This window comes from uncultured Senegalimassilia sp., assembly GCF_934636665.1.
GTDB lineage: Bacteria > Actinomycetota > Coriobacteriia > Coriobacteriales > Eggerthellaceae > Senegalimassilia.
Map to the genome: position 1 here is coordinate 1 of NZ_CAKUAT010000001.1, position 24737 is coordinate 24737.

At 58.9% G+C, this 24737-nt stretch carries 30 protein-coding genes; 12 read left to right on the forward strand and 18 right to left on the reverse strand.

The window, feature by feature from the left end; translation table 11 throughout:
* On the forward strand, positions 1–210 hold a 210-nt coding region (locus tag Q0G75_RS00005), incomplete at its 5' end, for a hypothetical protein (RefSeq protein WP_294417658.1).
* A gap of 619 nt (positions 211–829) precedes the next feature.
* Here the strand turns inward: Q0G75_RS00005 and Q0G75_RS00010 are convergent.
* From Q0G75_RS00010 to Q0G75_RS00035, 6 genes are all read right to left on the reverse strand, one after another.
* On the reverse strand, positions 830–1501 hold the full coding sequence (locus Q0G75_RS00010) for a DUF3800 domain-containing protein (protein WP_294414424.1): 672 nt from the start codon (positions 1499–1501) through the stop codon (positions 830–832).
* 82 nt (positions 1502–1583) lie between these two features.
* Positions 1584–1991: a hypothetical protein gene (locus Q0G75_RS00015; protein WP_294414425.1), complete on the reverse strand. Its 408-nt coding sequence runs from the start codon at positions 1989–1991 to the stop codon at positions 1584–1586.
* On the reverse strand, positions 1975–2874 hold the full coding sequence (locus tag Q0G75_RS00020) for an AAA family ATPase (RefSeq protein WP_294414426.1): 900 nt from the start codon (positions 2872–2874) through the stop codon (positions 1975–1977). The genes Q0G75_RS00015 and Q0G75_RS00020 overlap by 17 nt, the downstream gene beginning before the upstream one ends.
* A 40-nt stretch (positions 2875–2914) precedes the next feature.
* Positions 2915–3286 (reverse strand): hypothetical protein, encoded by a 372-nt coding sequence (locus Q0G75_RS00025; RefSeq protein WP_294414428.1) that lies wholly within the window; start codon positions 3284–3286, stop codon positions 2915–2917.
* Positions 3283–4407, reverse strand: coding sequence for a site-specific integrase (locus tag Q0G75_RS00030; RefSeq protein ID WP_294414430.1), 1125 nt, complete (start codon positions 4405–4407; stop codon positions 3283–3285). The genes Q0G75_RS00025 and Q0G75_RS00030 overlap by 4 nt, the downstream gene beginning before the upstream one ends.
* A complete protein-coding gene (locus Q0G75_RS00035) occupies positions 4394–4579 on the reverse strand; it encodes a hypothetical protein (RefSeq protein WP_294414431.1) in 186 nt (61 codons plus the stop codon). Before Q0G75_RS00035 ends, Q0G75_RS00030 begins: the two co-directional genes overlap by 14 nt.
* 200 nt (positions 4580–4779) lie before the next feature.
* Between Q0G75_RS00035 and Q0G75_RS00040 the strand changes: the two genes are divergently transcribed.
* The 9 genes from Q0G75_RS00040 (at position 4780) to Q0G75_RS00080 (ending at position 13680) form a co-directional block, all read left to right on the forward strand.
* Positions 4780–5274 carry a helix-turn-helix transcriptional regulator gene (locus Q0G75_RS00040; RefSeq protein ID WP_177711157.1) on the forward strand — a complete coding sequence of 165 codons (495 nt, stop codon included), beginning with the start codon at positions 4780–4782 and terminating at the stop codon, positions 5272–5274.
* Between the two features lie 6 nt (positions 5275–5280).
* Complete coding sequence (locus Q0G75_RS00045) at positions 5281–6501, forward strand: hypothetical protein (RefSeq protein WP_294414434.1); 1221 nt, start codon at positions 5281–5283, stop codon at positions 6499–6501.
* A gap of 312 nt (positions 6502–6813) precedes the next feature.
* Positions 6814–7113 carry a hypothetical protein gene (locus Q0G75_RS00050; protein WP_294414435.1) on the forward strand — a complete coding sequence of 100 codons (300 nt, stop codon included), beginning with the start codon at positions 6814–6816 and terminating at the stop codon, positions 7111–7113.
* A 91-nt stretch (positions 7114–7204) separates the two neighbouring features.
* On the forward strand, positions 7205–8647 hold the full coding sequence (gene istA, locus Q0G75_RS00055; RefSeq protein WP_294414436.1) for an IS21 family transposase: 1443 nt from the start codon (positions 7205–7207) through the stop codon (positions 8645–8647).
* The gene (gene istB / locus Q0G75_RS00060; RefSeq protein ID WP_294414437.1) at positions 8647–9399 is read left to right on the forward strand and encodes an IS21-like element helper ATPase IstB; all 753 of its coding nucleotides are present in this window, start codon (positions 8647–8649) and stop codon (positions 9397–9399) included. Before istA ends, istB begins: the two co-directional genes overlap by 1 nt.
* A 323-nt stretch (positions 9400–9722) precedes the next feature.
* Complete coding sequence (locus Q0G75_RS00065; protein WP_294414438.1) at positions 9723–10343, forward strand: MptD family putative ECF transporter S component; 621 nt, start codon at positions 9723–9725, stop codon at positions 10341–10343.
* A 25-nt stretch (positions 10344–10368) separates the two neighbouring features.
* The gene (locus Q0G75_RS00070) at positions 10369–11106 is read left to right on the forward strand and encodes an energy-coupling factor transporter transmembrane component T (protein WP_294414439.1); all 738 of its coding nucleotides are present in this window, start codon (positions 10369–10371) and stop codon (positions 11104–11106) included.
* On the forward strand, positions 11103–12698 hold the full coding sequence (locus Q0G75_RS00075; protein WP_294414440.1) for an ABC transporter ATP-binding protein: 1596 nt from the start codon (positions 11103–11105) through the stop codon (positions 12696–12698). The genes Q0G75_RS00070 and Q0G75_RS00075 overlap by 4 nt, the downstream gene beginning before the upstream one ends.
* Positions 12699–12702: 4 nt before the next feature.
* A complete protein-coding gene (locus tag Q0G75_RS00080) occupies positions 12703–13680 on the forward strand; it encodes a helix-turn-helix transcriptional regulator (RefSeq protein WP_294414441.1) in 978 nt (325 codons plus the stop codon).
* A gap of 266 nt (positions 13681–13946) precedes the next feature.
* On the opposite strand, the gene Q0G75_RS00085 is transcribed toward Q0G75_RS00080, so the two are convergent.
* Genes Q0G75_RS00085 through Q0G75_RS00095 form a run of 3 tightly spaced genes read right to left on the reverse strand, consistent with a single transcriptional unit; the run spans position 13947 to position 16009 of the window.
* Positions 13947–14354 carry a hypothetical protein gene (locus tag Q0G75_RS00085; RefSeq protein WP_294414442.1) on the reverse strand — a complete coding sequence of 136 codons (408 nt, stop codon included), beginning with the start codon at positions 14352–14354 and terminating at the stop codon, positions 13947–13949.
* Positions 14342–15040, reverse strand: coding sequence for a hypothetical protein (locus Q0G75_RS00090; protein WP_294414444.1), 699 nt, complete (start codon positions 15038–15040; stop codon positions 14342–14344). Before Q0G75_RS00090 ends, Q0G75_RS00085 begins: the two co-directional genes overlap by 13 nt.
* Before the next feature lie 3 nt (positions 15041–15043).
* Entirely contained in the window at positions 15044–16009 is a 966-nt protein-coding gene (locus Q0G75_RS00095; protein WP_294414445.1) for a Sir2 silent information regulator family NAD-dependent deacetylase, read from the reverse strand.
* Positions 16010–16151: 142 nt separating this feature from the next.
* Here Q0G75_RS00095 and Q0G75_RS00100 point away from each other — a divergent pair, with 142 nt between their 5' ends.
* Positions 16152–16712, forward strand: coding sequence for a TetR/AcrR family transcriptional regulator (locus Q0G75_RS00100; RefSeq protein ID WP_294414446.1), 561 nt, complete (start codon positions 16152–16154; stop codon positions 16710–16712).
* 320 nt (positions 16713–17032) lie between these two features.
* On the opposite strand, the gene Q0G75_RS00105 is transcribed toward Q0G75_RS00100, so the two are convergent.
* The 7 genes from Q0G75_RS00105 to Q0G75_RS00135 all read right to left on the reverse strand — a co-directional run bounded on the left by Q0G75_RS00105 (position 17033) and on the right by Q0G75_RS00135 (position 21590).
* Positions 17033–17854, reverse strand: coding sequence for a metal ABC transporter permease (locus Q0G75_RS00105; RefSeq protein WP_294417661.1), 822 nt, complete (start codon positions 17852–17854; stop codon positions 17033–17035).
* Between the two features lie 2 nt (positions 17855–17856).
* The gene (locus tag Q0G75_RS00110) at positions 17857–18627 is read right to left on the reverse strand and encodes a metal ABC transporter ATP-binding protein (protein WP_294417664.1); all 771 of its coding nucleotides are present in this window, start codon (positions 18625–18627) and stop codon (positions 17857–17859) included.
* A 13-nt stretch (positions 18628–18640) separates the two neighbouring features.
* The gene (locus Q0G75_RS00115; protein ID WP_294417665.1) at positions 18641–19630 is read right to left on the reverse strand and encodes a metal ABC transporter substrate-binding protein; all 990 of its coding nucleotides are present in this window, start codon (positions 19628–19630) and stop codon (positions 18641–18643) included.
* Positions 19631–19697: 67 nt separating this feature from the next.
* Positions 19698–19982: a hypothetical protein gene (locus tag Q0G75_RS00120; RefSeq protein WP_294417667.1), complete on the reverse strand. Its 285-nt coding sequence runs from the start codon at positions 19980–19982 to the stop codon at positions 19698–19700.
* Entirely contained in the window at positions 19975–20415 is a 441-nt protein-coding gene (locus Q0G75_RS09325; RefSeq protein WP_365910309.1) for a transcriptional repressor, read from the reverse strand. The genes Q0G75_RS00120 and Q0G75_RS09325 overlap by 8 nt, the downstream gene beginning before the upstream one ends.
* Before the next feature lie 146 nt (positions 20416–20561).
* Positions 20562–20837, reverse strand: a complete 276-nt coding sequence (locus Q0G75_RS00130) for a hypothetical protein (RefSeq protein WP_294414452.1) — start codon at positions 20835–20837, stop codon at positions 20562–20564.
* A gap of 180 nt (positions 20838–21017) precedes the next feature.
* Positions 21018–21590, reverse strand: coding sequence for a GNAT family N-acetyltransferase (locus Q0G75_RS00135; protein WP_365910312.1), 573 nt, complete (start codon positions 21588–21590; stop codon positions 21018–21020).
* 245 nt (positions 21591–21835) lie between these two features.
* On the opposite strand from Q0G75_RS00135, the gene Q0G75_RS00140 reads away from it, so the two are divergent.
* The gene (locus Q0G75_RS00140) at positions 21836–22885 is read left to right on the forward strand and encodes a Fic family protein (protein ID WP_294414454.1); all 1050 of its coding nucleotides are present in this window, start codon (positions 21836–21838) and stop codon (positions 22883–22885) included.
* Positions 22886–22939: 54 nt separating this feature from the next.
* On the opposite strand, the gene Q0G75_RS00145 is transcribed toward Q0G75_RS00140, so the two are convergent.
* Positions 22940–23152 carry a hypothetical protein gene (locus Q0G75_RS00145; RefSeq protein WP_294414455.1) on the reverse strand — a complete coding sequence of 71 codons (213 nt, stop codon included), beginning with the start codon at positions 23150–23152 and terminating at the stop codon, positions 22940–22942.
* Positions 23153–23744: 592 nt separating this feature from the next.
* On the reverse strand, positions 23745–24611 hold the full coding sequence (locus Q0G75_RS00150) for a LysR family transcriptional regulator (RefSeq protein WP_294414456.1): 867 nt from the start codon (positions 24609–24611) through the stop codon (positions 23745–23747).
* Positions 24612–24737: the final 126 nt, after the last annotated feature.

The window sequence follows — 24737 nt, forward strand, 5'->3', positions numbered from 1 at the left end:
TACGCCCTTCTGCTTGAGGTGCTCTATCTGCTGCTCGATCGTGAGGATCGGCTTCCTATCGTGGGGTTCGGCCATGCCCGGTCTCCTGTCATAAAAAGTATTGCCTATTTTACCAGCATGTTCTCGACATTCGGTGGAGGCCTCACCGTCGACTCATGGGCAAGCCACCTGAGACAACTCCCTTTGACCGCCGATGGCGAAGACCTGTGAGCTGGGGTTTTGCGCACGATGCGCAAGCCACCCGCGCTGATTCACTTACGATTGCAGCTGGCGGCTTGCAAGCTAAAGGGCGGCTGAGTTTCAAAACGGGCGTTTTCGGCGCTATCGAGCCTCCAAAGGCGGCCAATCGCGGCCTTTGGGACAAAAACAAAAACTCAACGTCCTGAGTTTGAAAAAAGTTTTTGAAGTTATCCCGACTTTTGTCCCCGAAGCCGAAGAAACGCGACATGGTGTTACTTGGCGGCACCCGGCTCGAGACGGCACCGAAAACTGGATGCAACTGGAATGATGGGGCAGCAAAATCAGAACCATCGAGTGGGAGTAGGTTGATATCTAGCGATTACGAGCCTCTGACCTGCACAAACAGGTCAGAGGCTTTTCTTTTGGCAACCTCCGGGCAACCTTTATGGTTTCACGCCCAATGAAATGTCCATGCTTGCATTGCTATAATCTTTGCGACAATGCAAGCATGCGAACAAGAGACGTGGCTCTGCTCATGCCAGGGTCTATATCGGAGCCGAACAATAGCCGCAACGCTTCTGTTTGCGCTTAAGATTCCTGCACTCGAAGCGTGTCTCCCACCCCTTGTCGCCCCCCGCACAGCGTTCCGCTATACGAGCTTCTTGCGCGTCTCCTTCAGTATGCCCTTCTTGAAATCGGACCACTTTCCGAAGAACTTCTCGTCCGTAGCGGTGGCTGTATGGTCCGCGTACTTGATTGCTGTGAGTTCCATGGTACAGATGTAGTCCGCCGCCTGCGACAGCCGGTACTCAGAAGGCTGCGCCGAGCGGTAGACGACCGCATTCTTCGACAGCGCATACTCGATCGCACGGTGAAGCGATTCCGCGACGGAGTGCTGGCCATTGTCGTAGTAAACCTTGACCGCGTCGTACGCCTGCAGCTCCGCAAGGTTGTCGAACAGGAAGTTCACTATATCCCTGCGCATCGCCCCCGCGAGCTTATCGAGCGAGGCGAACTGCTTGGTCGCGTATGCGAAGGTATGATACCTCACGGGCATGTGGCGGAAGAATACCCGGAAGGAGCCGAGCATCATCTTGCGCGTTCTCAGGTCGAGCCCGGAATACAGATCCTTGCCGTTCATGAGCGGCGACGCGTGAAAAGGTATGTCCGGAAGCCCTTTCGCGCGGAGGGCGCTCTCATATGCCTCGATTGAGTCCGCGATGCTGTCGGATTGGTCGTGCATGACGACGGTGAGCAGGTAGTAGCGGTCGGAGAGGCCGTCACTTCCCGACTCGTCGACGAAGATGCTGAGTTCTCGCATTATTCTCCTGGATAAGAAAAAAGCCGGGGAAAACGTCCCCGGCACTTGGAAGCCTTCCTAACGGAAAACCAATTACCTTATATCATGGGCTGCGCGGAAGTTCAAGGCGCGCGTCGGCGTTACTTTGATGGGTCCGCACTCTACCAGATGGTCGCGACCACGCCGGAATCGATGCCCGCAACATAGCGCACCTGGACGGACATGCAAGCGACAGACGGCACGTGCTCGGCTTCTCGCTCCTTCCCGACCCCCAGCGAGACGAGACCTTGGTGCCAGCAATTTCACCACCCCGGCCACAGTCGTGCAGCACGATGCCGTCGCGCGTCTTGCCGCCGATGTAACGGATCGGGAACGGGTCATCGGGGTCCCTGGCGAGCCGGTACGTGGCGTCGCGGCTGATGCGCAGCATCGCGCACGCCTCGTCGGCGCCGAATATCGCGTTGGTCGATGCGATGAGCCTCACCTGGCTCCTGCTAATGCTCTTGGTCATGGTCGTCCTCGAGCTCCTTTCGTCTCGAGGCTCCCTCGTGCGCCCAGCCACGGGCGGCTCCCGGGGCGGTCGCCGCCGTCATCCCGGCGATCCCCACCTCTTCCATGAGCGCGTTCGTGGAACCTTCCCAATGACCGAGATCGGCGACGAACCCGATGACCGCGGATACGCACAGAGGCACCGTCGATTCGGCCAGCTCCTCTGCCGTTTTCTCCTTGACCATCTCCCAGCGGTAGCCGCGAAAGCTGATGTCCGCCACCCTTTCCTCGACGTCTCTGCCGGTGATGGTCAGCGTGGCGTCGTTGTCGTTCCTGTTCCTCTTGATGACCCAGGTGAAGTCCGCCGCGCCGGTGATGGCGTTGGTGCCGGAGACGGTGTTCATGACGTCGCTGTCGCCCATCTTGCGGGTGTGGTGGACGATGAGGATGGTTATCCCGTGCGCGTCGGCGAAGCGCTTCAGCTCCGAGATGTCCCTGTAGTCGGCCGAATAGCTGTAGTCACGCGAAGTGGTCCTGACCATCTGCAGCGTGTCGATGATCACCAACGCGAGGTCCGGGTGGCCTTCGTGGAAATCGGCGAGCTGGTCCAGGAGGCCGCCGGCCAGGGCATCGGCCTCCGTGGCGAAGAACAGGTTGCCGTCAACCTCGTCAGCGAGCCTCCAGAGGCGCTGCGTGATCCTTTGGTAGGTGTCTTCCAGCGGAAGGTGCAGAACGGCTCCCTTGCGCACCTGATGGCCCCACAACGGCGTTCCCGTCGCCACGCAGATGCCGATTTCCATGGCCAGCCAGCTCTTGCCGGACTTGGGCGCCGCGCACAGAAAGCCGAGGCCGTCGCCCATGAGCCCATGGATGAGCATGGGCCTCTCCTCGATGGGGTCGGTCATGAGGTCCTGGGCCGTCCTGGTCTGCAGGAGAAGTCACCGTTTACCTCTCCAATCCCATGATCAGGTCGTCGTCGGAGGCTGCCGCAGCATCGTCTTCCCCACCCAATGCGGCGAAGATGCCAGCCAGCATCCTGACCAACTCCGATAGGTCCTGTGGCAGGACCTGCCCCGCGTCAAGGCGCCTGAGCTCCTTGAAGGCATAGAGCATGTTCTCCTCCATGTACAGCTGCATGCGCTTGTTGGGAATCACGGTCACTTCGCGCTGCAATACCCTGCTGATTAGGTAGTCCTGCTTGGTCATTCCGCTCATGTCCGCGTACCTCTGCAGCAGATCCGCCTCCTCCGGGGACATCCGGAATGCGACGGTCTTGCTTCGCATGCGGCCCTGGGGGTCGAGGTTCTTCTCGCTCATTTGAACATCTCCTTCATTGGCTTGATCTCATCTGCGGCGAAGACCCCTTGCGGGCCGCGCTGCTCGTCGAGCTGCTGCGTCATCTCGTCCTGCTTGTTGGGGAAAAGGTGGGCGTACATCATGGTCACCTCGGTGCTTTCGTGTCCGAGCCTGTCAGCGATGGCAAGGGCGGAGAAGCCCATCTCGATGAGCAAAGAAACATGGCTGTGGCGCAGGTCGGGGATTCGGATCGGCTCGAGTCCGGCAGCCCTGCATCCTCGCTCCATCTCGTGCCTGAGGAAGTTCTTGGTGACGGGGAACATTCGGTCGGTTGTTCGGATTGCTAGATTGGCCAGCAGGTAATCCTTGATTTCGTCGATGAGGAACCTCGGGAGCACGATGACCCTGTTGGACTTGCGGGTCTTCGGCGGGGTCATCACGTCCTCGCCGTCGATTCGGTGGTAGGTCTTGGTGATGCTGACCCTGCCGCGCTTGAGATCGAAGTCGGCGGGCGCGAGCGCCAATGCCTCGCCGCTGCGCACTCCCAGCCAGTACAGAACATCGAAGATCATGAGCAAGACGTCCTTGTCCATGATCACCCGGGAGAATCGCTTATACTCGTCCTTGGTCCAGAAGTGCATCTCGTCGGTCTTCTTGCTGCCCATTCGGTCGACCTTGCTCATGGGGTTGCTGGGAAGGTTGTAGTAGCGGACGGCATGGTTGAGCATTGCCGACAGCTGGTTGCCGATGGTTCGCAGGTAGGAGTCCTTGTAGGCAAGGCCGTTGGACGTGGTCCCCGACTGTATGGCATTCTGCCAGCTGAGGATGTCCAGCGGCGTTATATCTGTGAGCCTCTTCTCGCCCAGGTAGGGGAGGATTTTGGTCTCGATGAGCTGCTGCTTTCCGCGCTGGGTGGTGATGCGCACCTTCTTGGCGATGTCCTTCTTGTACAGCTCGTAGAACGCGTTGAGCGTCATGTCTGGCGTTCCCTCCATCTGCCGCAGGAAGTCCACCTCCCAGGCTGCAGCGGCCTTCTTTGTCTTGAATCCGCGCTTGGTCTTCTTCTTGCGCTCCCCGGTCCAATCGCGGTAATAGCATTGGACGTAGTAGGTGCCGCGCTCGTGGTCCTTATTGATCGACATTCGCGCCGCCCTTCTTTCCGAAGTAGCGCTCGGCGAAGTAGTCGGCGCTGACCTTTCCCTTCACCACCAGGCAGCCTTTCTCCTCCTGCTCGGCGTTGAGCTTGCGGATCACCTTGTAGGCGTAGCCCTTCGAGGTGTTCAGGGCCTTTGCGACTTCCTCTGCTCCGATCATCTGTGTACTCATTCTCATCTCGTGTCTTCGAGTCGCCGTCAAACATCACGGATTCGTGAGGTTTGCTTATGTGAACAGAATACCTCACAAAAACGTGAGTTAAATGGAAATCGCAGGAATTGCTCACAAATACGTGAGGTGGTACCATTTGCACAGCGTTTTCAATGCGCTAGGTGGAACCATTAGGGCAGGACGAAAGCATGCTTGAGGAATTGTTTGGTGACGAGAGTTCGAGATTCGCACGCACGATAAGGAGGCTCAGGGGCAAAAGGGGCCTCACCCAGAAGCAAGTGGCCGACTTCGCAGGCATCAGCGAGACCGCCTATCGCAGCTATGAGCTTGGGGCCAGGAAAGCTAAGCCCGAGATCAGCGAACGCATTGCCAAGACGCTCAAGGTCAGGCCGGAGTACCTCAGCTCCCCTGAGTTCGGCCCCTACATGGAGTTCTACTACGCAATCCTCGAGAACGAAGACACCCTTGGCTATACCGTGACCAAGATAAACGGCCAGCCAGCCATCGTCGCCAAGCCTGGCGCATCTTCCTTCTTCGCCCTACTCTCCAACTGGAACGAGATGAAGGAGAAGTTGGAGGCCAAGGAGATTACCCGAGAAGAGTACGAGGATTTCAAAGAGACCTATGAGGGCGGCACCTGGATGAACACCCCTGATGGCAAGAGCCCTTGGACTGGGAAGTAGGAATTCATGACCGAAGATTCTCGCTACAAAGATGAATTCAACAAGACCGGACACTCCTATGGATATTTTGTTTCAAAACCTTCGTTAAAGAAGGGCACCAAGGCCGATATTACGTGCGTGATACCTTTACTGAAGTCTGAGTACGAAATCCAGCTCGGAGAAATTGAGTCGATAATGAGCGCTTCAGCTTTTGCCGATATCATTACCGACTTCAATGACATTTTTGCGGCAGTTGTCGCTTCAATGGAAACTATCGATAGCAAGGATCTTCAAGTAGTAAAGAAAGCCCAGAGAATTCTTGAGTCGTATGCTGAAGCAATCGTAAGAACCGTCACTCACTTCGAAAACAAAATCAAGGCAACCATGGGAGAGGCGGAAGCTAAAAACTTTTCGCAGCAGGTTTCGGCGATTTACGACCAAGGCGACTCGTACTCGCTGTTTTATAAACTTCGAAATGTATATCAACACGAGGGAAATCTTCCGCTAAAGCTTAATCGCAGCATTAATCAAAATGGTCTACCTGAATCTAAACTGATTCTCGACAGTTCAAAACTGCTCAACGAGCACACGTCAAATTACCTCAATGAAAAGGTGAAGAAATTTTTATCAACGAGTCCCGATGTTGATATCTACTTGCATGCCGTGATTGTTTATGAGCAGCTCAGCAATCTGTTTGATTCATTTATCAGAAATGTTCTTCTTAACGAAGAACGAGCTCTCTCATGCGCTCACCAGATAGAACAATTCACATCTCTCGAAGAACCCGTAAGTGTGCTCCTACTGACCGATCTCTACAAAGAAACGGATGGAGAATCTGATGTCATGAACATGACCCAGACTCATGTCCCTCTGGAATATCTATGCAAGCTGTTAAGCTCGTATCTTAAAGGAAGACCAGGCCTCTTGTTCTCATACTGGGGCCAGCCTTTGAGCGAAGACATTAGGCGTTATCTTCCAGGTGCCTATAATTTGATAGGACCGGAGTATTTTAACGACACCCGAATTGTCGACATTCAAGGAATCAAATACTCCTGGCTAAAGAAAACGCTTTCGTTCGGCGGCTCCTCAATTGAAATGACGTCCATGTTCTACGAAATCAGAGGCCAAGAGCTCGGTAAAGAACAAGCTGATACATACTGGACTCTTTATGGGGCGCTTGCGAAAGCCTTGAAAATACTTGATAAGTTACTCACAGATGCAAGCCAGCGGAATCTTGCAGAATCATAAAACCCGTGAGTGTCGTTTGAGTACATGGATTTCGCGTTTCATTGTCTACTGGGGTCAAACCACGCTACTAAACGACATAACGATGCACGAGGATTCACAATCTCAAACTTGAGTGGGAGTAGCAAAAACACGTGCAATACACGTGCACGACTGCCTAGATGGCCCCCATGGCACACTGCATCATGGGGGCCATCTTTACGTATGGGAGCGGGTCACGATGTGTTCCAGTCGCCACGTGACGGATTCGCGGGAAACCGCGCCTGTCGCACGTACAATGGCCGCATGACGCACCCATGACGCAGGGAGGCCCCGATGGAGACGATCAACGTCACCGTACGCATGGAGAGGCAAACGAGAGACGACGCGGCGCGGTTTTACGAGGGACTCACCGTAAAGGCGATCACTGACGAGCTTTTCGTGAGCCGCTCGCGTCTCTACGACGCTTTCAAAAACGTGCGAGGGATGGGCGTGGCAGAGCGCCTTCGGGCAGAGCGTATGGGAGCCGCTTGCAGCCTGCTCGGCTCCGGGGAGACGGATGTGGCGCGCGATGGGATACGCGCTGTATGCGGTAGCGTAAAAGTCGACACTTCGGCTGACCTGATTCGGGCATAGCAGCAAAGAACATGCCGATCACAAGCTATCGGCCTAACCTAGTCATTGCTTCGGTAATCGACTAAGGAGGCCAGAAAGGAAAATGATCAGCATGTCCCAAGTCGTAACTATACGGCAATTGAGAAAGAGCGGCGAGAGCATCGCTTCCATAAGCCGGATCACCGGCGTCAGCCGCGACACCGTATACAAATACCTCGCCCTTGACGACCTCTCCCCGAAGATGCCCGTTAAACGCCCGGGCTCGTCGATGATGGACCAATACCGCAGCGTTATCGAGGGTTGGCTCGACGAGGATGCCAGGTCATGGCGCAAGCAGCGCCACACTGCCGCGCGCATACACGCCCGCCTCAGAGACGAGTGCGGCTGCGAGGCAAGCGAGTCCACCGTCCGCCACTACGTCGCCCGCCTCAAGGCGGAGCGCAGGGAATCCAAGGAGGCGTTTCTCGATCTGGTATGGGCCCCCGGCGAGGCTCAGGCCGACTTCGGCGAAGCCGATTTCTACGTCGGCGGCGTGCGAAGGCGGATGCTGTACTTCGTCGTCACCTTCCCTTACTCGAACGTCGGCCTGGCGCAGGTGTTCCCCGGCCAGAACGCCGAGTGCGTCTGCCAGGGCCTGCGCAACATATTCGAGTACTGCGGCGGCGTCCCAACGCGCATAGTGTTCGACAACGCCACCGGCGTCGGCAGGAAGGCCTGCTCGACCGTAAGGACCACCGAGATGTTCGCGGCTTTCTCCGCCCATTACGGGTTCGACTACTCTTTCTGCAACCCGGACTCGGGCAACGAGAAGGGCAACGTGGAGAACAAGGTCGGCTTCATCCGCCGCAACCTGTTCGTGCCCGTTCCCCGCATCGGCGGTGCCGACATATACAACCGCCACCTGCTCGACCGCTGCATGCGCCTTTCCGAGCAGAAGCATTGGCGCAAGGGCGAGCCGGAGGCCCGGCTATTCGCGGAGGACCGCGTAGCCATGGCGGGCCTGCCGGAAAATCCGTTCGACGTCGTGCGCTACGTCAGGCCCAAGGCCGACAAGTACGGCAAGGTCCGCATCGAGGGCAAGCACCTCTACTCGACGGACCCGGCGCTTGCGGGAACGACGCCGATAGTGGGGCTCGGCGCCACCGACGTGCGCATATACGACGAGGAAGGCACCTTCGTGTGCAGTCACGAGCGCGCCTACGGAGATGCGCCGTCGGACTCGTCGCAGCCTGCGAGCCAGATAGCGACGCTTTGCAGCAAGCCGGGTGGATGGACGAACAGCAAGGTGAGGGCATGCATGCCCGACATGCTGAGGAGCCATCTCGACGGCAAAGACAAAAGCGACCTTCGGGCCAGCCTGAGAACCATGAGGGACGAGGTCGCCGTTCGCGGATGGGACGCCACCGTCACGGCCATGGAGATGGCGCTCATTGCGACGGTAGATGCGGCGTCGGTCGCCGTCGCAGCGGCACGCTGCGCGGGAGGCGCCATCGCATATGACGAGCCCGTCGACCTGTCGGAGTACGACCGCGCGCTGGGAATCGGGGGCAGGTAATGGCTTTGAAGGCAGAGGAGGCGAGGGAGTTCAAGGACAAGGCGAGGATGATGTACTTCTCCAACGAGGTGATCGACAGGTTCTGCGCCACGGCAACGCCGGGCCAGCTCGCCGCGGCGGCCGCGATGCTTGATGACGAGCAGGGCGTCAGGGAAAGGCGCAAGCGAGACAGGCTGTTCAGGAAGGCAAAGTTCCCGCAAGTCAAGTCATTCGAAGGCTACGACTTCTCCCAGGTGTCCTTCCCCGAAGGCTACACCGCGGAGGACCTGATGGGGCTGGGGTTCATAGACAGGGCCCAGGACTTCGTGTTCTATGGCCAGACCGGCCGCGGAAAGACCCATCTGGCAATCGCCATCGGCGTTGCCGCCGCGAGCTCCGGCAAGACGGTCAGGTTCTTCACCACCGCGGAGCTCGTCATGGCCCTTACGATGGCAAACTCTGCAGGCGCCTTAGATCAGTTCATGAGGGACCTGGCAAAGGCCGACCTTCTGATCTTGGATGAGTTCGGGTACGTGCCCCTGGACATTAACGGCGCAAGGCTGCTGTTCCAGGTGGTGTCAGCATGCTACGAGAAGCGAAGCGTGGTGTTCACCACCAACATCGAGTTCAGCAAATGGGGAACGATCCTGGGCGACGACAAGCTTGCCTCCGCGATGATCGACAGGGTGGTCCACCATGGAAGACTCGTCGAGTTCAACGGCACGAGCAAGAGGATGGACAAGGCCTTGATGCTCGGGAAGGCAGAAATCTGAGGCATCGGCGGTTCTTTTGCCAGATTGTCGGAACCGGGCAGCCAAAGTGTCGAGAAAACCGTTGCCAAACACAACGCGCGCACCTCAGCGTTCGGCGAGGCATTTCGCCGAACGTTCGGCTGCTCCCCCACGCAGTGGCGACGCCGTCCCGAGCGCCCGCAAATCGAACCCTTCCGTCCTGCAGGACGTGCGGCCTTTTAGAGCACGCGCGGCTATTTGGAGTTGCAGCTCTGTGCGTATTCGCCAAAATGGATTGTTGTTGCATATGGCAAACTTCATAGAATACGCGGCGGCCGAAGAGCCGCACGGGAAAGGATTCGCACATGAAAACCACTGGGAACGCATCCGCTTCCACGTCGAAAACGGGAGGGAGACTAACAGGAAAAGATCTCATCAATGTAGGCATCTTCACGGCGATATACTTCGTCGTCGTGTTCGCGGTAGCGTGTCTGGGATTCATCCCCATCCTCATGGCTGCCATTTGCGGAATCATTCCGCTCATCGCAGGAATACCGTACATGCTTTTTCTCACGCGCGCACGCAAGTTCGGAATGATAACGATACTCGGCCTGCTCACCGGCATCATCATGTTCATCACCGGCATGGGCTACTTCTCAATCGCAACAGGTCTCGTCTTCGGGCTCATCGCCGACCTCATCTGGAAATCGGGAGGCTACGCGTCAGCATCGCGTGCCATCCTGTCGCACGGCGTGTTCAGTTGCTGGATCATCGGCAACTTCCTGCCGTTTCTCATCACTGCAGACACGTACCTCCCCACCGTGCGCGCCCAATACGGCGACGCCTACGTGAATGAGCTCATGACCTATCTGCAACCGGAAACGTACCCGGTTCTGCTCGTAGCATGTTTCGCAACGGGAATCATCGGCGGCTTCATCGGGCGCGCCATCTTGAAGAAGCACTTCGTGCGCGCGGGCATCGCGTAGAAACGCCGTGGAAGGACCTTAGATAATGGAACTACTTCGGTCGAAGGCAGGAGAGCGGTCGGTGCGGCTCGACCCGCGCACGAAGATGGTAATGCTGTTCGCAGTCTCAACGGTACTCCTGCTCGGAGGAAACGGAGGCGCGATGTTCGCCGTGCGCACGGCGATGCTGCTGTTTCCGTTCGGCCTGCTCGCGATATCAGGGCGCATGCGTGCGGCAGGGATCATGCTCGCGGCGTATCTCGGGTCCTACGCGCTCGCTGCGTTCGCCGCACCCGCGCTTGAAGGCATAGCGAACGCTATTGTCGTTGCGACAGCGACCGTAGTCTCCCGCTTCGTGCCCACCCTTGCACTCGCGTATTTCGTATTCGCCACGACGACGGTATCCGAGTTCATGGCGGCAATGGGGCGCATGCGCATTCCCGACTGGATCGCCATCCCGCTGTCGGTGCTGTTCAGGTTCTTTCCCACGCTTGGCCAGGAAGCGCGGGCGATCAACGCTGCCATGCGGATGCGAAACATCACCCCGATCTCCTGCGGGGCATCCTATGTGGCAAACTGCCTCGTCCCGCTCATGAGCTGCGCCGTCTCCATCGGGGAGGATCTGTCCGCGGCCGCTTTGGCGCGAGGACTCGGCGCGCCTTGGCCAAGAACGAACACCGGCAGCGTCGGGTTCGCATTGGTCGACGCTGCAGTTGTCGCCGTGTCACTTGCCGCAACGGCGGCGCTCGCCTTGAGCCTCGCATTACCGGAGGCGATCGCATGATAAAAGAAGCACAGACCAAATCCCCCGTCCTTTTCATGAGCGAAGCGTCGTTTTCCTATGCGGGGGGACACTCCGGAGCAGGCGTCGAGGGAATATCCCTTTCGCTGGGAAAAGGCGAGGTTGCGTTGCTGTGCGGGCCGTCCGGCTGCGGCAAGACCACCGTCACGCGCCTCGCGAATGGCCTCGCGCCGCATTTCTATGAAGGGGCGGAAACCGGCACCGTTCGCGTATGCGGCCTCGACGTCGCGCATGCGGAGCTCTGGGAGACCGCACGATTCGTCGGCAGCGTCTTTCAAAATCCCAAGACTCAGTTCTACAACGTCGATGTTCGGGGGGAAGTCGCCTTCGGATGCGAGAACCTGGGATTCGAACCCGCCGATATCGAACGGCGGGTGGACGCTTCGGCAAAGGAGTTCAATCTAACACCCCTGATCGACGAAAGCCTCTTTTCTCTCTCGGGCGGTCAGAAGCAGCGCGTGGCATGCGCAAGCGCCACAGCTACGTCTCCCGCGCTCATCGTGCTGGACGAGCCGTCGTCCAACCTCGACTTCGAGGCAATCGCGCAGCTTCGCTTGGCAATTGCGCGCTGGAAGGCCACAGGGACCGCCGTGCTCGTGGCAGAGCATCGGATCCACTACCTTGAGGGGATCGCAGATCACGTGCTCTACCTCGACAGCGGCCACCTCGCGCGCCGATGGACGGCTGACGAGTTCGAGCGTCTCGACGATGCCGAGCGCATACGGCTCGGGCTGCGCGCGCGAAGCATCGACGGCATCTTCCGAAACGGCGGTCGCTGTGACATTCCAGCGATGCCCTATGCGCAAAAGGCAACGCTCGGAGAAAACGCGGTGCGCTTCGAGAACCTGACAGCACGCTGCCGGAAAAACGGAGTCCTCGAGAAAACCCTCGAAATCGCAAGCCTCGAGTTTCCCGCCGGAAGCATCACGGCACTTGTCGGCGCATGCGGCGCTGGAAAGTCCACCTTCGCCGAAGCCGTATGCGGCCTCAACCGATGCGACGGAACCGTGACCTTAGAAGGGGCACGCCTGGGAAAGCGTGCGCGCAGGCGCAAATGCTTCATGGTCATGCAGGATGCGAGCCACCAGCTCTTCTCGGAAAGCGTGCTCGACGAGGTGGTGCTCGGCATGGAGGGACCCGACAGGCGGCAACGCGGGCTCGACATCCTGCGCGACCTCGACCTCGACCTATTCGCCGAAGATCACCCGCTGTCGCTTTCGGGCGGGCAGCGCCAGCGCGTCGCCATCGCCCAAGCGCTTGCCACCAGCCGGGCGCTCGTCGTCTACGACGAGCCGACGAGCGGTCTCGACCTCTTCCACATGCGACAGGTCGCCGAAGGCATCCGCCGCGTGCGCGAACGAGGCATCACGCAGGTCGTCATCACGCACGATCCGGAGCTCGTGCTATCGTGCTGCACGCACGTCGCCGTAATGGACAGGGGGAGAATCACGGAGGCTTACCCGCTCGAAGAAAGCGGCATCAGCCGGCTAGCGTCCTTCTTTCGGTCGGAATACCATGCAGGAGAAGATGATCCGCCAATCCGCAAGACTCTTTCTTCGCGACAGAAGGAGTGAGGCCATGACAGTATTCGACATACTCGCAAAGAGAAACGCCAACAAGCTGCGCGCCGTCAGAGCGGACGGGGCGTCCATTCGATACCATCTGCGCATGGACGGCAGCGAGGCGGGCGTCATTGATGTGTTCGAGCTCTTCAACGGCGTTTCCCTGGCGTTCAACAACATCCCCCAAGGCACCGCGTCATGGGACGACATCGAGCCGCTCGAGCTCCAGATTGACTGGTGCTTGCGCGGTCGGTTCCAACTTGACGATGCCATCCGCCTCGGAGACGGTGAGCTTGCCGTGCATGACGAGCGGGTTAGAAAGCGCTCCATGAGGTTTCCCGCGCCGTTGTACACAGGATTTACCATCAGAATCAGCCGGTCGGAGGGAGCGGAGGTTCTCTCCCGCCTCCTCTCACTCGACTTCGATGCCCTTGCGCAGCGGCTCACAGGGTCGAGCGGCTGCAAGATCTATGCGCCCGACCCCTCAATGAAGGCTCTTCTCGAATCGTTTTGGGATATCGACGAACGGGAACCGCTGATGCGGCTGCGCCTCAAAGCGCTCGAACTCATCTCTCTTGTCAACGCGACCCCTCGTCTTGCCCCGCGAGCAGAAGACTATCTGCAAAGAAGCACTATCGAATCTCTTGAAAGGGGCATGAGGCTTCTCGGATCGAATCTCGAGCAGAACGTCGCAGTGGCAGATGTGGCAGAAGCGTCATGTATGGGCATATCCGCTTTCAAGGAAAAATTCACGAAGGCGTTCGGGATTGCGCCGATGGCATACCGCCGCCAATGCCGTATGGGGCGCGCCGCCCAGCTTCTTGTCGCAACCGATAAAAACATATCGGATATTGCACTCTCCGTGGGATATCGCAACCCGAGCAAATTCTCCGCCGCTTTCGCGGCAACCTTCGGACGATCGCCTTCAGGGTACCGAGCTGCAAACAGCTCAGGTAGCGTATATTTAGTAAATGCCTTTCAGCTGCGCGAGTAAGGCGCGAAGCGCAAACACTATCAAACTTGCGTGTCCACACGGATAGACCAAGAGCAGAATTGCAAAAAACAGACCACTATTTCTTTTATCGAGTGGGAGTAAATCCCGGCGTCTACGGTTCGCGACGGTAGACAACGAAAAGCGACATAATCGCAGGTAGATAAGGGTGCTCTTGGGAACTGAGAACACCCTTTCTTACGATCTGAAACGCTTGGTACCCCTGCTATTCCCCACAGTCGCGCGCTCTTGAAAGCAATTCGCCCAAGTCAGCTTGGATGGCCTCCGCCTTGCTCCCAAGCTGCAGCGGAGCCGAGCCGTTCGCGATGTTGACGCTCAGCAGATGCGCATGAGCAAGCCGCGCCCTTGTGCTCAAGGAGGGAGCGCAGGTCGAGATAGGGCTGGGCGGCGGGCTCCCGCAACATGAACTCGATATAGCGCGCGTAGTAGGCCCACTGCTGCTCGAGCGAGGGGTAGAGGTGGTAGAACCCATCGAAAAGGCTCTTGAAGCCGAATGCCTGTCGCCAGTCGTCCAGCCCGGCGCGTGCCATTCCCGCGCGGTTATAGTGGTTGAACCCGGCGGCGCTCGACATGCCCGATCCGATGCCGACGAGCACAGCGTCCGCATCGTCGATGAGGCCGCGAAGCCTGCTTGCGCCTTGCGCTACGCTTGACATAGGGCGATCTCCCTGAAAGCCGCCGCCATGTCGCCTTCCACGAGAATGTCCTCGCAAGAGGCGTTGGGAGCCACAGCTTCGCTGTAGTTGAACACGATGTAGGTAACGTGCTCGCACGCGTCGACAACTTGCGCGAGCATCCGCTTGATGACGCCGTTTCGCATTCCCACACCCAGCTCGAGGATGACCACCCTGCCGTTGCGATGAGCCCGCACGAGTCGCGCGAGCTCATCGAGCTGCGCTAGCGCCGTCGCATCTGGATGGGCAAGCCGCTGCTCGTCGATCGATGTAGAGATGCTGCCCTCCGTCTCGAGCACGCGCTTCTCGCTGAGCCCGGCTTTCACGAAATGCCCGTCGATGTTGCAGGTGACCACGAATGTGTCGGCATGTCCCGTGAGGCGGAGCAGCTCGAGCATAAGCGGGCTGGGCTCGTATTCAATATGCTCCCTGCGCAAGAAGCGCGCGGTCCAGCGATCGCGCACGTCCGCGTTCGGGGAGGCAAGCCCCTGCAGTATGCAACCCACGCCGTCGAGCCTGGCGAGGTCTCCGTACGCCTCCCAAAAATGGTCGTCGCCAAGGAACATGTTGAGTCCCTCCGCCATGTCGAACCCATTGCTCGCGCCGATGACGACGAGGTCGGCCTCGGACAACGCCTGGTTTACGCGAATCGCCTTCGCCATATCCATGGGTTACCTCCCCAGCTTTTGACGCACGCCTGCGAGCACGTCGGCGATGTCGGCGCGGATGGCAATCCCGTGGTCCTCAATCGCACGAGGCAAAAAGCGCGTCGCGTTGTTCACCGCAATGTAGCTTGCCTGCGGCAGCTGCGCCGTGAGCGCCCAGAAGGGTTCCTGGATGAATGCTGGCGTGATACGGCCGACGCCAAGCTCGAGGAAGAGGATCTTTTGCCGCTTATGCGCGCTAAGCCAATCGGAGACCTTGCGATACTGCTCCTCGTAAAGCTCGCCCTGCAGGAAATTCCCGTAGCCGCGCACCCAGGGAAAGGCCTCGGCCCCACAGTGCGGGCAGCGCGGAACGAGCTCGCTCGGCACTTCCAGACCGTCCCCCATTGCCTCTATCATGCGAGCGACCGGCTCGGTTGCATCCCATACGTCGTCGGCGCAGCAGCGAGAGCACTGGAGGAATCGATGGTCGCCCTGGATCTCGGCCACCTTGCCCCAGGGGTAGATCTTCACGAACTGCGTGTCCTGGTTGGTCGTGAGCACGAAGAAGTCTTTGCCGCGAAGGATGGCGTCGAGGTCCTTGTAGGGATTGCGCAGCGGGGCATTAAGCGTGGTGTCGAGAAAGGTAGCCAGATAGCCCCAGCGCGCTTCGGCGGTGGGCCAACGATAGAAGGACCCTTCGAAGGCGCCCTTGAAACCGTAGCGTTCGGCAAACTTGCCGAAGTGCTTGCGGTAGGTGGCGCTGTCCTCGTAATAGAAGTCGCCGCCGCCTGCGGCGGAAAGCCCGGACGCGCCCCCGACGAGCACGCAATCAGCTTCCTCGACCAGGCGAGCAAAGGCTTCGATTTCCTGCTCGAAGGAAGCCGGTTGGCGGTCGCTTAGCTCGTAGGGGGTGCCTCCGGACCGGTAGGCGGCCTGAAAGGCGAACGATCGGTTGGTAAGCTCGATGACGAGCTGTTCGTACGGGGTCATACTGCTCTCGCTTTCGTGTACAATGAACAGGTGTCTATAAACAGTATCGTTGTCGATTTACACAAGGGCAATGAACAGATCGGGGGCGCTGTCGATAAACGGACGAGCGCCGAAAACCGTTGAGCCACCTGGAGGGGAAACGATGAAAGAGAAGAAGATCGACCGCCGCCGGCGCTACACGCTCTCGGTCATACGAGAGGGGTTCTTCTCGCTTTTGGCCGAGGGCGGTTTCGCGAAGATGACCGTGGCGGATATATGCCGCCGCGCGGACATCAACCGTGGCACCTTCTACCTGCACTACGAAGACAAGTTCGCGCTGCTCGATGCGCTGATCGACGAGGCTTTGGCAGCCGCGCCGCCGCTTGACGGGGTTGAAGCGACGGCTCTTTGCCAGCGTCCGCCGGCAAACGACGAGTACCTGCTGCTCTACTCGGACGACGACGCATACGCCCGCGTGGCCCAGCGCGTCATCGAACGGGGTGCCGAGCAGGCGCTCCCTCGAATCATGGAAAAGACCGGGCTTCCCCGCGAAGACGCCTACCTGGTCTTCGTCCACAATGTTCATGGCAATCTCGCGGTCAACCGCCTGCTCGGCTGGAGGCGAGGTCCCGAATTCGACCACGCCCAAGGATTGCTCAACGCCTATTCCGAGGGAGGCTTGCAGGCGATTTCCCTCGTGCATGGGCCCATCAGCCACACGTGACACCTTTGGTTAAGCCACGGCCCGCCTTCGAATCGCTCGAGGGCGGGCCGTTCAGGTTCTCAAGGGGGGACTGCGTGTCCGATCCGTCTGCTAGTTGAATGTTGTTAACCCGGCATCGCGAACGCAGCGTTGGGATTGCCTTTCCCGATCACGTTGGCAGCGTTGAATTCGGACTCTTGAGCGATGCCCATGCTATTCCTCATCCCCGTACACGCTCTTGGCGAGATTAAACGCGGCCCACGCCTTCGGCCAGCCGGCGTAGAAGGCAACATGCGTAATCGCCGCAGCCGGATCCATTCGGCGATCTTCTGCAGCCAATATCAAGAGGCGCGCTTGCCTACCGCCTTCACGGCGATGAAAACCAGCAACAGCGTGACTTCCGCCAGTACGATCGCGCCGCCCGGCTTGAAGCCGAACACATATGAAGCAACAAGCCCGGCGGCGGCGCTCATCACGCCCACCGCACACGAAATCGCGATAGTCTGCCTCCAGCTGCGCGCCACCACCAGCGCGCAGGCCACGGGCACGGTCATCATGGAGCTCACGATCAGCGTGCCGACCGTGCGCGACGCGATGGACACCGCCACGGCCGTTATCAGGATGAACGCGAAGTTCACCGCCGTCACGCGCACGCCGGCGAGCCGAGCGGCGCGCTCGTCGATGGTCACCCAGAACAGCTCGCGGCGGAACACAAGGCACAGCGCCGCCACCGCGACGCCGAGCACGACAACGGCCGCAAGCTCGTCGTCGCCCACCGTCACGATGCTGCCGAACAGGAAGCTCGAGAACGTGGAGCTGTTCGGCGTGAACCCGGAAAGCACGCCGGCAAGGCCCACGCCCGTCGCCATAACGACGGCAATCGCAAGGTCGGCATGGCCTTCGAAGCGGCGGCGGATACCCTCGATAGCGAGCGCCGCCGCAACACAAGCAACCGTGGCGCCTGCGACGGGGTTGATTCCGCCGATAAGCCCGGCGGCCACGCCCGCGAGCGAGGCGTGCGAAAGCGCATCGCCCACCATCGACAGGCGCTTGAGCACCACCACGACGCCCACCAGCGGAATCGCCGCGCCAAGCACGACGCCGGCGATGAACGCGCGCGTCATAAACCCATGGGAGAACATATCGGCAAGCAGCTGCAGCATCCTTAAGCCTCCCTTTCCGGGACGCACGCGCGGCGGTCGGACGCGCTTCCCTCGCACTCTTCGAAGACTCCCGATTCCAAGCGCAGAATGCGAGCCGGCAGCCCGGAGAGACGACGCGTATCATGCGTCACCACAACCACCGACCGCTCCCTTGCGGCCGTGATGTCGCGCAGCAGCGAGGCGAACGACTCGACCGCGTCGACGTCCATCCCGCTGGTCGGCTCATCGAGCACGAGCAGATCCGGCCGGTTGACAAGGGCGCGAGCCAAAAACACCCGCTGCATCTGACCTCCCGATAGTTCCCCGATAAGCCGTTTGGCAAAGCGGCTCATACCGACATCGTCAAGAGCCTGCTCGACAGCAGCGTTATCGTTTTCCGAGCGAGGCGGAAACCCCTTGCGAACGGCATAGCGATTTGCGGCCACCACTTCCCGGACGGTCGCCGGGAACCGCTCGTAAGTGCCCGCAATGCGCTGGGGAACATACCCGATGCGCCGCCAATCGCGAAACGAGGAAGCCGAAGCGCCGAACAACTCGGCGCTCCCCGTCGCCGGAGAAAGCGCACCGAGCATGACTTTGAGCAACGTCGACTTCCCGGCGCCGTTCTCCCCTACGATCATGCAGGCCTCGCCTTGCTCGACGCGCAAATTCGCATCCACAAGCACCGTCGATTCCCCGTAGGAGAACGACACATGCGACATCCGCACCGAGCACGGCAGCGCATCGCCTACCGAGCTACGGCCTCTTGCGAATTCGCCGAGGTTTCCGCTCATGCCCATCCCCGCCTTACTGCTGGTTCAGCGCGCTGACAAGCTCCTTGAGGTTGTCGCGCATAACGGAGAAGTAATCCTCGCCGGCATCGAGCTCGTCCTGCTCGAGCCCTTCGACAGGGTTCAACACCTCGCACGAAGCACTCGTCTCGTCGGCGATCTGCTGGGCAACCTTCGGGCTCACCAGGTCTTCGGAGAAGATGACCTTCACATTGTGGTCGCGCACGAACTGCACGATTTCGGCCATGGCCTTCGCATCGGGCTCGCCTTCCGCATCCATGCCCGTGATGGGCTCCTGGGTCAGGCCGTAGGCATCGCACAGATAGCCGAACGCCTCATGGGACACGACGATAGTCTTGCCGGAGGTCTGAGAGAGCTGTTCGGAGAATTCCTTCTCAAGAGAGTCGAACTCCCCCGCCCACTTCGTGTAGTTCGCCTCGTATTCGGAAGCGTTGTCGGGGTCTGCCTTTACCAGCGCGTCCTTGATGTTCTCGGCTTCCTTCTTCGCGTTTTCGGGCGCAAGCCACACGTGCGGGTCGTGCTTACCAGCGTGTTCGCCCGCATCGGCCCCATCGGCATCATGGCTATGGTCGGCGAGGCGCAGGTTAATGCCGTCGGATGCGCAAACAACGGTGCCGCGGAGGTTCGAGGAGGCCAGGGTATCGCTAACCCAGCCCTCCATGTCCGCCCCGTTGTAGACGAAGACATCGGCACCTTCGATGGTCTTGACGTCGCTCGGCGACGGCTCCCATTCATGCGGTTCGGTTCCCGCTGGGCAGAGGTTCGTGACTTCAACGTGTTCTCCTCCGATTTTCTGGGCAAAGTCGGCCATCGGATAGAAGCTTGCCACCACCTGGACCTTCTGGGATTCGTTTGAGGATTGGCTATCGTTCGCAGCCGTATTCGAGCTGTTCGAGGTGCCGGAGCATGCGGAAAGCCCCACGACGCACAGCACGGCCACCACAGCCGCGAAAGCTGCGTACATCATCTTATTCAGTTTCATCATTGGTATATATCTCCTGCTAGGAATGCCTTTTTGCGGGCATGACGTACATAATCGAGGAAGATGCACCCTAGCAGTCGAGCCTCACCTTAAGTCCGACCAGTGTATTAGACGCCGCATGAGAGGGTCGCGCGGCGATCAGCAGCACGAATACAGCAAATAAAGCAGCTTCGGACGCCGCGGCAACAACGTCGGCGGCGGTTTGGATGATAGAAGAAGCGATGGTGAGTACCTGGCAAACTTGGCACTCATCGCCCTGGCAGTCATGCTGGGCTTCGGCAACGATGAACAGCGCAGGCGCGAGCAAGACGAAGGTCAAAACCAGCGCGGCAATACGTGTGCGCACGCTATTCATCGAGGCCCTCCCCGCTGCTCGCAGCGCGTTCCTTCGCACACGCTTCGCACGTGCCGAACAGGACAGTGCTCAACATATCAAGGCGAAAGCCATGCTTGGCCAGCATATGGGCGCACAGGAAGTCTATTTCTTCGCAGTTAAGATGGATGAGCTTGCCGCACGAAAGGCACTTCATGTGATAGCAACGCTCGGGCACGCACGCGCTTTTATCGAGCAGCTCGAAACAGGCGCTCTTCTCGCCGATTGGCTGCGATTTCACGACAACGCCTTCAAGGACGAGCTTCTCCAGCTGGCGATACACCGTGGCAGACGAAACTTTGCGGCCGCCTTCGGCAAGCGCGGTACACACAGCCGAGGCAGTCATATGACTGCCCGCTTCGGACAGACAATCGATGATAGCCTGCCGCTGTGCCGTGTTGTATTGTTCGCGCATACCTTCCGCCTGCCTTCAATTTGAGAACCGTTCGCATATTAGAGTGAGGCATGCGGGTTGCCAAGAACGTTTCGCAAATAGCGGAGAGTTATTTCATGACGACTCGCCCGACGCCCGGTGCAAAAAGATCTAGCGCTGCTCCACCATCATTCGGCCCCTTTTGCGGAAGCCGTTGGAACATGGAACCCGATCAGCCAAAACAAGAACACCGCCACGCAACCTAACATGACCCACGCCAAAGGACGGGCAACCGCAAATGCGCTTATCGCCATAACGGCATAGGAAACGCCTTGCATGACAAGGGACCGCCGGATATTCCGCTGCACACGTCCCCACTGCTGAACAGCCATGACGATTACGAAGGGATGGACATCCAAGACAGGAAGCGCCTTCTGCAGGCATTCTTCACGATGCTTCAGCATATGCCCATCATGTACCACGCCTTCTCCTACGAAAAGAGCGATTTCAAAAGCGCCGCGGCGCTCATCACAAGAATGAGAAGGAATATGGTCAACCTGATCTTCGACAACCTGGAATACCTACAGCGTTTCGACAAGGTGAAGGTCTGCTACGATGACGGACAATACATTGTCACCAAGTCCCTACACGACGCAATCGAGTATGCCCCGACTCAGCCAATCACCTCTTGTCAGGCACGTGATTTGCTCTGTTCGGATGTCGCCCATCAGCTCGCAGTAGACGTCCTTGCGGGTGCGGTGCCAGGTGAAGCCGCATTTTTCCTGAACGCGTTTCGATTTCTCGTTCCCGTCGAAGTATCCGCACCAGATTTTGTCCAGTTTCAAGTCCTCGAAACCATGGCGAACGAGCTCTCGAACCGCCTCCGGTATCAGCCCCTTGCCCCAGAATGGGACGCCTATCCAGTAGCCGATTTCCCCCTCGGTGTCCGGGATCTCCTTGTCGGACCGCGCACCGATCATCAACCCTATGCTTCCGATGGCCCTGTTGTCTTCTTTCAGGCAAACGGCGTATGTCTCCGGCGCGGAAAACACGGTGCGGATGATTTCGGCGCTGTCGTCAACGCTCGAATGAGGCGGCCAACCGGCAATCGGCCCCACCCTGTCGTCCTTCGCGTATCTGTACAGGTCCTCTGCGTCCGCTTCGGCCCATGGGCGCAGTATCAGCCGTTCCGTTGTCAATTGCATATCTACCCTCATCGACTAATCTCGATTGCTATTGGTTGCCCCATTGTATTCGCTACGACAAAGCTCGACACGGGGGATGCTGACGTTTTCCGCACGGAAGCGCCTACGTGAACAGGGAGCATAGCCCTGTTCACGTAGGCGCTTCCGGCGTCTGTCGTGCTTTTTCGCGCATCCATCTGCCTCATCTGGAATATATCTGCATCAATGATTACAATATGATGCAGATAAACGATGGATGATGCAGATAGGAAACGCACATGAGGCATTTCGACTACACGCAGATGCCGCAAGGCTTGCTAACGCCGAAGACCGTGGGACTGCTCACGGCGGTCCATGAATACAAGGGTCGGCAGGCGCTCTACCTCAACGCCAAGGCGGATGTCCTTGATGCCCTGACGGAAGTTGCGAAGGTCCAGTCAACCGAGGCCTCAAACCGCATCGAGGGCATACGCACCAGCGACAGGCGCCTGCAACAGATCATGTCCGAGAAGTCGAATTTGCGCTCCCGCGACGAGGAGGAGATAGCCGGCTATCGCGACGTGCTGGCCACCATACACGAGAGCCATGACTTCATCGATGTCACACCGAACGTCATATTGCAGCTTCACCGGCAAATGTACCGGTACACGCCGTCCTCCCTGGGCGGGCACTTCAAGGTCGGCGACAACGAGGTGCGCGGCATACGTCCGGACGGCACCGAGTACGTGCGGCTGAAAACCGTTCCCGCAGTGGCCACCGAGGACGCTATGGAGCGTTTATGCTCCGCATATCGCGACGCCGTTGCGAGCGAGTCGATGGACCCGTTGCTTACCTCTCTGACATTCGTGTTCGACTTCACTTGCATCCATCCCTTCAACGATGGCAACGGGCGCATGTCCAGGCTGCTTACCCTGCTTTTGCTGTACAAGGCGGGTTACATGGCTGGCAAGTACGTCTCCATAGAGAAGGAGATCGAGCGCACCAAGGACGCGTACTACGACGCCTTAGCAGCAAGCTCGCAAGGATGGCACGAGGGCCGAAACGACCCCGGCCCGTTCGTGCGCTACATGCTGGGAGCAATCCTTGCTACATACCGCGAGTTCGAGGAACGCGTCTCCGCGGTGGCAGACGCCAGGCTCACCAAAGCCGAGCGCGTCGAGGCGGTGCTACGCGGCTCCGTCGGCAAGGTGACCAAGCGCGACATCGCCGCCGCATGCCCGGACATCAGCCAGACCACCATCGAGCGCGCCTTATCGGATCTGTTAGCAGGCGGTAAAATCGAGAAAGTGGGGGCCGGTCCTGCGACAGGGTACGTCTGGAAAGGATAGCGCAGCTGGATCGTCAAACGGCAAACCCTCTGCACTTCCCCGTCAGGGACATCGCTATGCATTCGCTTTCCATATCGAAAGCGCGATCTGCGGCCTTGAGCATTCGTCGAACTCCTCCTCCGATTCGGTATCGAAGGAGCAGGCAACGCAAAGCGCGATGAGGGCGATCCCGGTATCGATCCCGACCGGCTGGAAGCCGTCGTTATGGAAAACCAGGTCGTCAATCATTTCCAGCGGCACGATAAGGACGCACAGCACGAACGACATGATGACGCCCGCAGGGCGACTTTGGGGCATACGCGGTAGCGCCTGATCTGCTTCTTCTCTTTTTCGCTGAGCGCTTGTATATGAAGCCTTTCATATACCGTCGGGGTAAGCTCGATGTCGATCGATTGAGGGGGGCCGCAAGGCCACTGCCGGATCGGCTCCTCCCGCCCGATTGCCTAAAGTGGAATAAGGAAGAAGACGAGCACGCCCATGGCAATCGTCGCGAGCCCTGCAATTACGAACATCGTGCACGCGAAGCTCGAGGAAACGGGCCTGTCCACGTAGCTGCACTGCGGTTTTGCGAACCGCTTACAAGCCGCCTGCGCTGATTCGCTTGTGTAATAGCTGATGGCCGACGAGCGCCGTGCGGGCAGTTGAACAATCGCTTTAACGCGATGGAAAACCCTCTTCGACTTCTCGTTCCCGTCGAAGCACCCGCACCAGATTATGCCCAGTTTTAAGTCCTCGAAACCATGTGCCTGTTTCGTCCCTGCGGCTAAAACCCATTCCACGTCTATCGCTTCTTATCGATGGGTCCTCTGCACACCATCCCATAAACCGCCGGCAATCCCATTTTCGATACCGCAAGCAGCTAAGCCTCGATATGCGAGCTCATGTAATCGATGAACTTCCTGGTGGCGATGGGCATGGTATCCCAGCTTCGCCATGCCGCCACCACGTCGCGCGACGGAGCCGCCGCAATCGGAAGCACCTTGATATCAGCGCGCACGCCCTCCACGGTGCGGCGATAGAGCATGCTGACGCCCAAGCCCTCCTCGACCATCGCCATGATGGTGTAGTCGTCGGTCACCTTGCTCGTCAACCGCGGCTGCAGCCCATGGGCGGCAAACGCATCGAGCACCAGGCTCTGCTCGCCCTCGTCAAGCAAAAGGAAAGGTTCAGCTGCTAGATCCTCAAGCGTTACCCGCGCTTTAACAGCCAACGGATGGTCGAAGGGCACCAACGCCACCATCTCGTCGTGATAGACCATACGTTTGTCAAGACCTGCCTCAAAACCCCGCGCGGTAAAGCAAAAATCGACCGCACCGTCGTGCACCCACTGGGCGTTGCGCGTGTAATCGCCCTGCTTAAGGGTAAAGTGCACGTTAGGATACAGAGCGCTGAAGCCGCGGATCACGCGCGGCAGCACGGTGCGGCTCACGTTGGTGAAGGTTGCTATGCGGATGTCGGTCGAAGACAGGCCTAGCAGCTCTTGGCGCTTTCCCTCAAGCTCGGCCTCGGCCGTCACGATCTGGCGCAGGTAGGGCAGATACTGCTTCCCGTCGCGCGTAAGCGAAACGCCCTGCTTGCCCCGCTCCAAAATCGTGGTGCCCAGCTCGCGTTCGAGCGCCTTGACCGCCTGGCTGACCGCGCTTTGCGTATAGCCCAGCTCGTCGGCCGCCGCCTTAAGGCTCCCGCGATCGACCACCGCACAGACGACCTGATACCGTGATGACATAACGCCCCCCATGGCAAAAAGACCGTGGCGCGTTTTGCCGCAGCCTGTATATCTTCTATTAGCATTGCTTAATCATACTGAAGATACATTCGCTTTACTACATCGTTTTAGCAGCGCACAATCCTT